The organism is Thioclava sp. JM3 (genome assembly GCF_002213185.1).
Lineage (GTDB): Bacteria > Pseudomonadota > Alphaproteobacteria > Rhodobacterales > Rhodobacteraceae > Thioclava > Thioclava nitratireducens.
Genome location: NZ_NBOB01000001.1, coordinates 183,241 through 195,045, shown reverse-complemented (window position 1 = coordinate 195,045; position 11,805 = coordinate 183,241). Strand labels below are relative to the sequence as shown.

The window sequence follows — 11,805 nt, the reverse complement described above, 5'->3', positions numbered from 1 at the left end:
GGATATTTTCAGCAAGCCCGAAGAGACTTAGAGGAACGCTTTTCGCAGCATGTTCAGCGCGACGAGCATAAGAAAACCCGCGAAGACACGCTTGAGCTTCCTGGGATCGAGCTTATGCGCCAGCGCTGCGCCCAAGGGGGCGGTGAGCGTGGTCATCGCGATGACGATCAGGAAGGCGGGGATGTTGACCGCGCCGATCGAGTAAGGCGGCGCGTCGGGGACCGGGGTCAGCAGGAAGCCGATCGCCGAGGGCAGCGCGATGGTCACGCCGAAGCCTGCCGAGGTTGCGACCGCGCGGTGGATCGGAATGCCATGCAGCGTCTGCATCGGCGTACCGATCGACCCGCCCCCGATGCCCAGAAGCACCGAGAGGAACCCCATCAGCGGGCCGAACCACGCGCGGAAGATGCCACCCGGCAGCCCGTCCGAAATCCGCCAGCTCGATTTGCCGAACATCATGTAGCAGGCGATCAGCAGCACCATGACCGCGAAGATGATCTGCATGGTCGAAGAGCGCAGTTGATGCACCACCAGCACCCCGATGATCGCACCGATGGCGATTGGGACGACCCATTGCTTGAGGATGTCCCAGTCGACCGCGCCCTTGCGGTTATGGGCCATGACCGAGCGGATCGAGGTCACGATGATCGTGGCCAGAGAGGTTGCGACGCAGACCTGCATAAGATCGCTCGACCCGTAGCCCAACCCGCTGAAAAGATAGAAGAACGCGGGCACGAGGACGATGCCGCCGCCGACGCCCAGAAGCCCCGCCAGAACGCCTGCGAACGCCCCCACTGCCATCAGGATCAGGACGAGCGGCGCGAGCGTGGCGAAATCGGGCATGTCGGAAATCTCCTTGGGTTCCGCTCAGTTAACCCGTTCACGTACCGCTGACAACGCACTCTCGAAAAGTTCAACCCCGGCGCCGTCGCGGGTCGCGCCTTCCGACAGAATCTGCCGGAAGCGCCGCGCGCCGGGCTTGCCGTGGAACAGGCCGAGCATGTGGCGGGTGATCTGGTGCAGCCTGCCGCCGCGCTCGAGATGGCGCGCGATATAGGGGATCATCGCCTGCGCCACGTCGAAAGGATCGCGGGCCTCGCCCTGCCCCCAGATGCGCTGATCGGCGGCGCCGAGCACCTCCATCGGCTGGTGATAGGCCGCGCGGCCCACCATAACCCCGTCGAGCCCTTGCGCCAGTTCCGCCTCCGCCGCGGCGAGATCTTTGATACCGCCATTGATCGACAGGTGAAGCTGCGGATAGGCCGCCTTCATCGCGTGGACGAGCGGGTAATCGAGCGGCGGGATCTCACGGTTGTCCTTGGGCGAAAGGCCTTGCAGCCACGCTTTGCGCGCATGGATCGTGATCCGGGTCACGCCTGCGGCGGCGACTTTCTCGATGAATTCCGGCAGCACTTCCTGCGGGTCTTGGTCATCCACCCCGATGCGGCATTTCACCGTGACTTCAACCGGTTGCGCGGCGATCATCGCGGCGCAGCACTCCGCCACCAGATCGGGCGTCTTCATCAAGACGGCGCCGAAGGCCCCGGATTGCACGCGATCCGACGGGCATCCACAGTTGAGGTTAATCTCGTCGTATCCGAAATCCGCACCGACCTGCGCCGCCTCGGCCAGTTCCTTGGCATCCGAGCCACCCAGCTGCAGCGCCACCGGATGCTCGGCATCGTCGAACCCCAGCAGCCGCTCGCGGTCGCCGTGAATCACCGCGGGTGCGGTCACCATCTCGGTGTATAGCAGCGCATTGCAGCTGATCTGACGGTGGAAGTAGCGGCAATGGCGATCGGTCCAGTCCATCATCGGCGCGACCGAGAGCTTCGCTGCGCGGATCAGGGCGTCATCTGTCGTCATCGCATCTCTCATCGGGTCTGTCTCAGGGCCGTCTCGATAGCGTCTGTGCCGCCCCCAAGGCGCTGAAATTCCGGAAACTGGGGGAAATGGCGCACCCAGAAGGATTCGAACCTTCGGCCTCTGCCTTCGGAGGGCAGCGCTCTATCCAGCTGAGCTATGGGTGCCTGAAGCGGCGTATAAAGAAGGAGCGCGCGGCTCGCAACTGGGAAATCAGCTTACCGCGCGGCGAGCGCGTCGTCGAGCACGCCCGCCAGCACATCGCGCGGCACATCCGACGTCACGAAAGCCTCCCCGATGCCGCGCGCGAGAATGAAGCGCAGCTTGCCATCGAGCACTTTCTTGTCCTGCGCCATCAGGTCGATCAGCGCGTCGCGCCCCGGCAAATCGCCTTCGATATCGGCCAGATCGGCCTTCATCCCCATGTCGCGCAGATGGGCGCGCACGCGGCTCGGGGCTTCTTGCGAACATAGGCCGAGGCGCTGGCTGAGCTCGAACGCCATCGCGCAGCCGATCGCCACGCCCTCGCCATGCAGGAGGCGGTCGGAATAGCCTGTCGCGGCCTCCAGCGCGTGGCAGAACGTGTGACCAAGGTTGAGGAGTGCGCGATCGCCCTCCTCCGTCTCGTCGCGCGCCACGATCTCGGCCTTCATCTCGACCGAGCGTTTCACAGCGTGCAGCCGCTTTTCCATGTCGCCCGCCGCCATCTCGGGGGCGTTGGCCTCGAGCCAGTCGAAGAAATCCGCATCGCCCAGAAGGCCGTATTTCACCACCTCGCCATAGCCCGCGAGGAAATCACGCGGCTCGAGCGTGCCAAGCACGTCGAGATCGGCGAGCACCAGCGAAGGCTGATGGAAGGCGCCGATCAGGTTCTTACCCTGCGGCGCGTTGATCCCGGTCTTGCCGCCCACGGAACTGTCGACCTGCGCGAGAAGCGAGGTCGGGATTTGCACGAAGCGCACGCCCCGGCGCAGCACGGCGGCCGCAAACCCCACCAGATCGCCGATCACGCCGCCGCCCAAAGCGATGACGATATCCTTGCGCTCGACCTTCTGCTCCAGCAGCCATTCGACGGTGCGGGTGAATTGCGGCCAACTCTTCGTACCCTCGCCCGGCGGCAAGGTCAGCGAGACCATCTCGATATCGCCAAGACCGCGGCGCAGGGTTGCGAGATGCAGATCGGCCACCGTCTGATCGGCGACGACGGCCACGCGCGGACGGCGCAGCAAGGGTGCGATCTCGGTGCCTACGTTTTCCAAGAGCCCGGTGCCGATGCGCACCTCGTAGGAACGCTCGCCCAGCTCGACCGGCAGGATCTCACGCATCTTTCACCTCTTCGATCAATCCATCCACCTCGCGCAGATGGCTCACCACCTTGCGCGCCATCCCCAGCACCGAGAGGCCCGGTTCGGCCTCCACCACGATTTGGGCTTTCTCGTAATGCGGAAGGCGCGCCGTGAGCAGGTCGCTCAGCGTCCGTTTCGGGTCGGCCGTGCGCAGCAGGGGCCGCGTGTTCTTGTGGCGCACGCGATTCCACAGGATCTCCAGATCCGCCTTCAGCCAGACCGACACGCCCAGCCGGTTGATCAACTCGCGGTTCTTTTCCGACAGGAAAGCCCCGCCTCCGGTGGAGATGACGCCGGGCGGCCCCATCAGCAGCCGCTCCAGCACTTCCGATTCGCGGGCGCGGAAGAACGGCTCGCCATCGCGGGCGAAAATTTCGGCCACGGTCATCTGGGCGGCGCGTTCGATTTCGTGGTCGCTGTCGAGAAACGGCGAATCGAGCATCTTGGACAGCGCGGTACCAACGGCGGTCTTTCCAGACCCCATCATGCCCACGAGCACGACGGAGCGCGTCAGATGGCCCACTTTCCCGGTTTCGCCTTCCACTGCGCCCCCTGCCTCGCGTCGCCTGCGGTATTCCTGCCCTGTCAATCCCGGCGGGGCGGACAAGGCTTGCCATCGGCGGAGCCTTGCACAATCGTGACGCAGGACCCCTTGAATGGCGTGAACTTCCCTGAAATGCCATATATGATCAACGCGAAACCGCAACCAAGAACGGCCCGCCCGCCGAGAGACACGATCTGGGACGGGCCGCGACAGACGGCAGAAAAGAGAGATTATGGGGCGCATCTTCAAGCTTATCGTCATCCTTCTGGTGCTTGGCGCGATCGGCGTGATCGGCTTTGCTTACTTGGGCGACATGAGCCCCGACAGCCAGGAACAGCGTATCGAGGTCACCCTGCCCGACGGCACGGGTGCCGCGGCGGGCGCGGGTAGTTCCGATGGGAGCACCAAGACGGGTACCGATGCCGGGACCGACGGAGATACTGCGAGTGGCAACTGATCGCCGTCCGGCGATCCTCGGCCTGATCTGGCTGAGCGGTTTCGCGCTTGGCGGTCTCGTGGCGGGTCCGGCCGCCGCGCAATCGACGACGCCGGTGGATGCCTCCGCGACGACCGGCAGCCCGATGTCCGCAATCGACTGGCTTTCACATTCGCTGGCGACCACGCCGCGCGGCGGCTCGACTTCTTCGCATGCTCCGGTCACCGGCGCGGGCGGGATCGAGGATATCGCGGTGCTCTCGCTCGATGCGCCCTCCGCCGACAGCCTGGGTCTTCTGACCCCGGATCGCACCGGATTGCCGCGCGATCTCTGGGGCAAGACGCCCGAGCCGGAACTGGCGCAGGCGCTGCGGGCAATGCCGCTCGATCAGCTGCCCGCGCTGCAGGGCTTGAGCCTGACGCTTTTGCTGGCGGAACTGAATCCGCCCCAGATCGAGACGCCGGCGCAACGCAACCAGCTCTTCCTCGCCCGGATCGACCGGCTATTGGACATGGGTGCGCTGGAACAGGCGAATGCCCTTCTGGGACAGGCAGGCACGGCGAGCCCCGAGATTTTCCGCCGCAGCTTCGACGTGGCGCTGCTTCTCGGGCAGGAAAACCGCGCCTGCAAGATCATCGAGCGCACTCCCGGCATCGCACCATCCTACGCGGCGCGGGTGTTCTGCCTGGCGCGCAACGGGCAATGGGACACGGCCGAGCTGACCTATGGCACCGGCAGTGCGCTGGGGCAGATCCCGGCAGAGGACCAGTCGCTGCTGGAGCAATTCCTCGATCCGGCGCTGGCCGAGGAGGCCGGCGATGCGCCGCCGCCCGATCACGTCACGCCCTTGGCTTTCAAGATGATGGAGGCGATCGGTCAGCCGCTGCCTACTGCGACGCTGCCGCTGGCCTTCGCACAGGCGGATCTGACCGAGAATAACGGCTGGAAGTCGCAATTGGAGGCCGCCGAGCGGCTGGCCCGCGCGGGTGTGCTCGACCCGAACCAGTTGCTGGGGCTCTATACAGAGCGCAAGGCAGCCGCGTCGGGCGCGCTCTGGGATCGCGTGTCGGCGGTGAGCGCGCTGGATGATGCGTTGGAGAGCGGCAAAGCCGATGCGATCGCGACCGCCCTGCCCGCCGCCTATGATGCGATGGCCCCGGAAGACCTGGTCCCGGTGCTGGGCACCCTGTTCGGCGACCGGCTCGCGGGCATGGACCTGCCGGGCCGCGCCGGGCGCATCGCCTATGAGCTGAGCCTGCTCACCCCGAATTACGAAGAGAACGCCCTGAAATCGGCGCCGCAGTCACCGCGGGCCAAGCTGCTCAAGGCGCTTGCTGCGGGCGATACCGGAACCGCGCCAGCGACCGGGGCCCGCGATCAGGCGCTGAAATCCGTCTTCGATGCGTCCCCCGCTGCGCCGCCTGCTCGCTACGAGAGCTTGCTGCCCGACCAGCTGGGCCTCGCCCTGATCGAAGCGATCGGCGATGTAAGCGAGGGATCGAAAGGCGATTACCCGCGACTTCGGGAGGGTCTGAGCCTACTACGGCTCGCCGGGCTGGAAACCGTCGCCCGGCGAGCCGCGATCGAGATGATCGTACTCGGAGACACCCCGTGACCGGCCCCGGTTCAGACGCGCCGCCCGATCCGCAATGGTTGCTGATCTTCCTCGACGCTCAGGCCGCCGAAGCGGGCGCAGCGCGCAACACGATCCTGAGTTACGGGCGTGATCTCAATGACTTCGCGGGGTTTCTTCAGGCAAAGGGGCTTAGCTACGCCAGCCTCACCCGCGCCGATATCGAGACCTACCTGATCCGCTGCGAGGCAGAGGGTCTGGCGAAATCGACCCGCGCGCGCAGACTCTCCGCGATCCGGCAGCTTTACCGCTTCGCCTATGAGGAAGGCTGGCGCGCGGACAATCCGGCGATCCGCATCTCCGGCCCCGGGCGCGCGCAGCGCCTGCCCAAGACGCTGAGCCTCGGGGAGGTGGAGGCTCTGCTGGAGGCTGCCCGCGATCAGGGCCGCTCGCAAAAGGACCAGATCCGCAATCGCTGCCTGATGGAACTGCTCTACGCGACCGGGATGCGGGTGTCCGAGCTGGTCTCCCTGCCCGTTTCCTCCGCGCGCGGCGACCCCCGGATGCTACTCGTGCGCGGCAAGGGCGACAAGGAGAGGATGGTGCCGCTCTCGCCCCCCGCTCGCGAGGCGCTTGCCGACTGGCTTAGCGCACGCGACGAGGCCGAGGAACAGGCGCGCATCGAACACCGCGCGCCGCCCTCGCGCTACCTTTTCCCGTCGGGCGGCAAGGAAGGTCACCTCACGCGACAGGGCTTTCACAAGCTCTTGAAGGATATCGCGGTCAAGGCCGGGGTGAGCCCCGCCAAGGTCACGCCCCACGTCTTGCGCCACGCCTTCGCCACCCATCTTCTGCAAGGCGGTGCCGATCTGCGGGCGATTCAGATGCTTCTGGGGCATGCGGACCTGTCGACCACGGAGATCTACACCCATGTGCTGGACGAACGGCTCAAGGAGCTGGTGCTGACCCATCACCCGCTGGCGAAACCGCGCGGCAAAAGTGACGGCACCGCTTGAATGCGTCCTGCCCGCGCCCCATAACCTGACACCATGGAAAACACTCTCGATTTTGCCTTCTGGCTCACCGCCGGTTCGATCATTCTGCTGCTGGCGCTCTCGGCCTTCTTCTCGGGCTCGGAAACCGCACTGACCGCGGCCAGCCGCGCGAAGCTGCGCGCGCAGGCCGACAAGGGCGAAAGTGGCGCGCAGACCGCGCTTGAGGTCACCGAGGATAGCGAGCGTCTGATCGGCGCAATCCTGCTGGGCAACAACGTGGTCAACATCCTCTCGGCCTCGCTGGCGACCGCGCTGCTTACGCGGGTCTTCGGGCAATCGGGCGTGGCGCTCGCGACGCTGGTGATGACGGTGCTGGTGCTGGTCTTCTCGGAAGTCCTGCCCAAGACCTACGCAATCACCCTGCCGGAGAAAGTCGCCTCGAAAGTCGCGGGCCCGATCCGCGTCGTGACCCTCGTCCTCGCCCCGATCGTCGCCATCGTGCGGATGATCGTGCGCGGCATCCTCTATGCCTTCGGGATGCGGACCGACAAGAACACCCATATGTTCTCGATCCACGAGGAAATCGCGGGCGCGCTGGCGCTGGGGCAATCCGAGGGCACGGTGGACAAGGAAGATCGCGACCGCTTGCTGGGCGCGCTCGACCTTGGCAATCGCACGGTCGAAGAGATCATGCTCCACCGGAGCCAGATCGAGATGATCGACATCGAGGAAGACCCCGATGCGATCCTCACGGCGGTGCTGTCTTCACCTCATACGCGGCTGCCGCTCTATCGCGGCGAGCGCGAGAACGTGGTGGGCGTGATCCACTCGAAAGACCTGCTGCGCGCGGTCGAGAAAGTCGTGCGCGGGGGCGACGGGACGCTGGAGAGCGTGGCCGATCTCGACATCTCCAAAGTGATGATGAAGCCCTATTTCGTCCCCGAGACGACGCCGCTCGACGAACAGATGCAAGAGTTCCTGAAACGTCGCACCCATTTCGCGCTGGTGGTGGACGAATATGGCGATCTGCGCGGTCTGCTGACGCTGGAGGACATCCTCGAGGAAATCGTCGGCGAGATCACCGACGAGTTCGATCCCAAGTCCGAGAAACGCCTGAAACCCACCGAGAACGGCGATTACATCGTCGACGGCGCGATGACGATCCGCGACCTGAACCGCGAGACCGACTGGACGCTGCCCGATGACGAGGCCAACACCGTCGCCGGTCTGGTGATCCACGAGGCGCAGACCATCCCGACCGAGGGTCAGGTCTTCTCCTTCCACGGCTTCCGCTTCGAGGTCGCGGGCCGCAAGGACAACCGGATCACCCGGCTGAAAATCCGGCCGCTGATCCCGGGTGGCTATCCGGAGAGCTGAGCGGCGATGTCGAAGAAGCAACACGCGCGATAAACAACCGTTGCGCAAGCTGCCCTCTTGCCAAGCGCGAAAACGCGTCCTAATGCCATCGGCATGACAGACCATCAGCGCCTCCTCATCATCGACTTCGGTTCTCAAGTCACGCAGCTGATTGCGCGGCGGCTTCGCGAGCTGAATGTTTATTGCGAAATCCATCCCTATCAGAACGTCACCGACGCCTTCCTGAAAGAGTTCGCCCCGAAAGCGATCATCTTCTCGGGCGGGCCGGATTCGGTCACGCGAGAGGGCTCTCCGCGGCCGCCGAAATCGGCCTATGAGCTTGGGGTGCCGATCCTCGGCATCTGCTACGGCCAGCAGGTGATGATGCAGGATCTGGGCGGTCTGGTGGAGGCCAAGCACGGCTCCGCCGAATTCGGGCGCGCCTACGTGACGCCGACCGAGACGCGGATCGATCTGCTCACCGGCTGGTTCATGGATGGCGCGGGCCGCGAGCAGGTCTGGATGAGCCATGGCGACCATGTCAGCCGCATCGCGCCTGGCTTCGAGGTCTATGGCACCTCGCCGGGCGCACCTTACGCGATCACCGCCGATCTGAGCCGTCGCTTCTACGCGGTGCAGTTCCACCCGGAGGTGCATCACACGCCGAACGGCAAGACGCTGTATGAGAACTTCGTGCGCGACGCGGGCTTCACCGGCGACTGGACGATGGATGCCTATCGCGACGAGGCGATCAAGCAGATCCGCGAGCAGGTCGGCGACAGCCATGTGATCTGCGGCCTGTCGGGCGGCGTCGACAGCTCGGTCACCGCGATCCTGCTCCACGAGGCGATCGGCGATCAGCTGACCTGCGTCTTCGTGGATCACGGGCTGCTGCGGCATAACGAGGCCGAAGAAGTGGTCACGATGTTCCGCGACCATTACAATATCAAGCTGATCCATGCCGACGAGAGCGAGCTGTTCCTCGGCGAGTTGGAAGGCGTCACCGACCCTGAAGTGAAGCGCAAGACGATCGGGCGCCTCTTCATCGACGTGTTTCAGAAATACGCGGGCGAGATCGAGAACGCGGAATTCCTCGCGCAGGGCACGCTCTATCCCGATGTCATTGAATCGGTGAGCTTCTCGGGCGGCCCTTCCGTCACGATCAAGTCGCACCACAACGTCGGCGGCCTGCCCGAGAAGATGGGCCTGAAACTGGTCGAGCCGCTGCGCGAGCTGTTCAAGGACGAGGTCCGCGCGCTCGGTCACGAGCTGGGTCTGCCGGCGTCGTTCATCGGCCGCCACCCCTTCCCCGGCCCCGGCCTCGCGATCCGCTGCCCCGGCGAGATCACCCGCGACAAGCTGGAGATCCTGCGCAAGGCCGACGCGGTCTATATCGACCAGATCCGCAAGCACGGGCTTTATGACGAGATCTGGCAGGCTTTCGTCGCGATCCTGCCGGTGCGCACCGTCGGCGTGATGGGCGACGGGCGGACCTATGATTACGCCTGCGCCCTACGCGCGGTGACGAGCGTTGATGGCATGACCGCGGATTACTACCCGTTCAGCCACGAATTCCTCGGCGAGACCGCGACGCGGATCATCAACGAGGTGAAAGGCATCAACCGGGTGACCTACGACATCACCTCGAAGCCCCCCGGCACGATCGAGTGGGAGTGAGCCGCGGCGGCCCCCTCTGGGGCCGCAAATTCCTTCCAGTGGAAGGAATTAAGCTGCGAACGCCCGAGGCCCCCGTCCGAGGGCTGATGCCCGCGTCCGAAAGGCGCGGGCCTTTTCTTTCGGGGAGACAAAGATGGTCGTCAAACTAACCGGGCGCCTGATCTGCGCCGATGCTGCCGAGGTCGGGATCGTTCGTGCCCATCTGCCCGAGCACATCGCGCTCACCCATGCCGAGCCGGGATGCGAGATGTTCGAAGTCAGGCAAGGAGCCGATCCGCTGGTCTTCACGGTCTCGGAACGCTTCACCGACCGGGACGCGTTCGAGGCGCATCAGGCGCGGGTGCAGGCTTCGGAATGGGGCCGCGCGACCCAGGGGATCGCGCGGGATTATCAGATCGAGGAAGAGTGAGCCGTTACAGGAAAGCGTCGGGCACTTCTGCCTTCTTTCGTGCGACATAAGCCGCCAACGCCTCGGCGATGCTCGGATCCATGGCGGGCTGCTGATACTCGCTGAGCATCTTCTCGACCCGCTTCGTCGCGAGCGCCATCGTGTCGGGTGCGCCCTGCTCTTCCCAGGTCTCGAAGGGACGGTAATCGAGCAGCTGCGTGCGCCAGAACGCGTCCTTGAAATTGGCCTGCGTATGGGCGCAGCCGAGATAGTGGCCGCCTGGGCCAACCTCGCGGATCGCGTCCATCGCCTGCCCGTTTTCCGAGGCGTCGACGCCCTGCGCCAGACGATGGAGGACGCCCAGTTGATCGGCATCCATCACGAATTTCTCATAGGACGACACCAACCCGCCTTCGAGCCAGCCGCAGGCATGGAGCATGAAGTTCACGCCCGCATAGAGGCCGTTATTGAGCGTGTTGGCGCTCTCGTACGCGGCCTGCGCATCGGGCAGTTTCGAGCCGGTGAAGCCGCCAGCCGAGCGGTAAGGAAGGTTGAGACGGCGTGCGAGTTGGCCCGCACCAAGCGTGATCAGCGAGGCTTCCGGCGTGCCGAACGTGGGTGCGCCCGAGTTCATGTCGATCGAGGTCACGAACGCGCCGAAGATCACCGGCGCGCCAGGACGGATCAGTTGGGAATAGGCCACGCCCGCCAGCACCTCGGCCAGCACCTGCGTCAGCGTGCCCGCGACCGAGACCGGCGCCATCGCGCCGCCCACGATGAAGGGCGAGATGATGCAGGCCTGATTGTTGCGCGCGTAGATTTCCAGCGCGCCCATCATCGTGTTGTCGAAGGTCAACGGCGAGTTGATGTTGATGAGCGAGGTCATCACGGGGTTGTTGTCGACGAACTCCTCGCCGAAGAGGATCTTCGACATCTCGACGCTGTCCTCGGCGCGCGAAGGTTCGGTAACAGAGCCCATATAGGGCTTGTCCGACAGCGTCATATGGGCGTGGAGCATGTCGAGGTGACGTTTGTTCACCGCCACATCGGTCGGCTCACAGACGGTGCCGCCGGAATGGTGGAGCCATTTCGACATGTATCCGAGCTTCACGAAGTTCCGGAAATCCGCGATCGTCGCGTAGCGGCGACCGCCTTGCGCGTCGCGCACGAAGGGAGGGCCATAGACCGGGGCCAGCACGAGGTTGCGGCCGCCGATCTCGACATTGCGCTCGGGGTTGCGGGCGTGCTGGGTGAATTGCGACGGCGCGGTCGCGCAGAGCTTGCGGGCCAGACCGCGCGGGATGCGCACGCGTTCGCCTTCGATCGAGGCGCCGGCCTCGCGCCAACGCTCCAGGGCTTCGGGGTTTTCGACGAAGTTCACGCCGATCTCTTCGAGCACGGTTTCCGCGTTATGCTCGATGATCTCGAGGGCTTCCTCGTTCAGGATTTCCATGTCGGGAATATTGCGCGTGATGAAGCGCGAGAACTCCACCTTCACGGCCGTGCGCTCGGCCCGACGGGCTGCCCCGCCACCACCGCGCGCGCGACGCCCTACACGTTCACCCAAATCCGAATCGGCCATGATTGCCTCCGCCCGTTTATCTCACCTCAAACTAACGGGCAGAGG

Annotated in this window: 11 protein-coding genes and 1 tRNA gene; 6 read left to right on the top strand and 6 right to left on the bottom strand. The window is 65.0% G+C overall.

What is annotated here, in order from left to right; translation table 11 throughout:
* Positions 1-27 precede the first annotated feature (27 nt).
* The 5 genes from B6V73_RS00980 to B6V73_RS21060 form a co-directional block, all read right to left on the bottom strand.
* Positions 28-843 carry a sulfite exporter TauE/SafE family protein gene (locus B6V73_RS00980; protein ID WP_088722756.1) on the bottom strand — a complete coding sequence of 272 codons (816 nt, stop codon included), beginning with the start codon at positions 841-843 and terminating at the stop codon, positions 28-30.
* 24 nt (positions 844-867) lie between these two features.
* Positions 868-1,866 carry a tRNA dihydrouridine(20/20a) synthase DusA gene (gene dusA, locus B6V73_RS00975; RefSeq protein WP_088724287.1) on the bottom strand — a complete coding sequence of 333 codons (999 nt, stop codon included), beginning with the start codon at positions 1,864-1,866 and terminating at the stop codon, positions 868-870.
* Positions 1,867-1,953: 87 nt separating this feature from the next.
* A tRNA-Arg gene (locus B6V73_RS00970) sits at positions 1,954-2,030 on the bottom strand.
* A gap of 51 nt (positions 2,031-2,081) precedes the next feature.
* The gene (aroB, locus tag B6V73_RS00965; RefSeq protein WP_088724286.1) at positions 2,082-3,188 is read right to left on the bottom strand and encodes a 3-dehydroquinate synthase; all 1,107 of its coding nucleotides are present in this window, start codon (positions 3,186-3,188) and stop codon (positions 2,082-2,084) included.
* Positions 3,181-3,753 carry a shikimate kinase gene (locus tag B6V73_RS21060; RefSeq protein WP_276206153.1) on the bottom strand — a complete coding sequence of 191 codons (573 nt, stop codon included), beginning with the start codon at positions 3,751-3,753 and terminating at the stop codon, positions 3,181-3,183. Before B6V73_RS21060 ends, aroB begins: the two co-directional genes overlap by 8 nt.
* Positions 3,754-3,985: 232 nt before the next feature.
* Between B6V73_RS21060 and B6V73_RS20380 the strand changes: the two genes are divergently transcribed.
* The 6 genes from B6V73_RS20380 to B6V73_RS00930 all read left to right on the top strand — a co-directional run bounded on the left by B6V73_RS20380 (position 3,986) and on the right by B6V73_RS00930 (position 10,199).
* Positions 3,986-4,210: a hypothetical protein gene (locus B6V73_RS20380; RefSeq protein WP_143597851.1), complete on the top strand. Its 225-nt coding sequence runs from the start codon at positions 3,986-3,988 to the stop codon at positions 4,208-4,210.
* Complete coding sequence (locus B6V73_RS00950) at positions 4,200-5,804, top strand: hypothetical protein (protein WP_088724285.1); 1,605 nt, start codon at positions 4,200-4,202, stop codon at positions 5,802-5,804. The genes B6V73_RS20380 and B6V73_RS00950 overlap by 11 nt, the downstream gene beginning before the upstream one ends.
* Positions 5,801-6,778, top strand: a complete 978-nt coding sequence (locus B6V73_RS00945) for a site-specific tyrosine recombinase XerD (RefSeq protein ID WP_088724284.1) — start codon at positions 5,801-5,803, stop codon at positions 6,776-6,778. The genes B6V73_RS00950 and B6V73_RS00945 overlap by 4 nt, the downstream gene beginning before the upstream one ends.
* A gap of 33 nt (positions 6,779-6,811) precedes the next feature.
* Positions 6,812-8,134 (top strand): HlyC/CorC family transporter, encoded by a 1,323-nt coding sequence (locus B6V73_RS00940; RefSeq protein ID WP_075776471.1) that lies wholly within the window; start codon positions 6,812-6,814, stop codon positions 8,132-8,134.
* A gap of 93 nt (positions 8,135-8,227) precedes the next feature.
* Positions 8,228-9,790 (top strand): glutamine-hydrolyzing GMP synthase, encoded by a 1,563-nt coding sequence (gene guaA, locus B6V73_RS00935; RefSeq protein ID WP_075776472.1) that lies wholly within the window; start codon positions 8,228-8,230, stop codon positions 9,788-9,790.
* 133 nt (positions 9,791-9,923) lie between these two features.
* Positions 9,924-10,199, top strand: coding sequence for an antibiotic biosynthesis monooxygenase (locus B6V73_RS00930; protein ID WP_088724283.1), 276 nt, complete (start codon positions 9,924-9,926; stop codon positions 10,197-10,199).
* 4 nt (positions 10,200-10,203) lie between these two features.
* Here the strand turns inward: B6V73_RS00930 and B6V73_RS00925 are convergent, their stop codons facing one another.
* Positions 10,204-11,760 carry a trimethylamine methyltransferase family protein gene (locus B6V73_RS00925; RefSeq protein ID WP_075776474.1) on the bottom strand — a complete coding sequence of 519 codons (1,557 nt, stop codon included), beginning with the start codon at positions 11,758-11,760 and terminating at the stop codon, positions 10,204-10,206.
* Between the last annotated feature and the right edge of the window lie 45 nt (positions 11,761-11,805).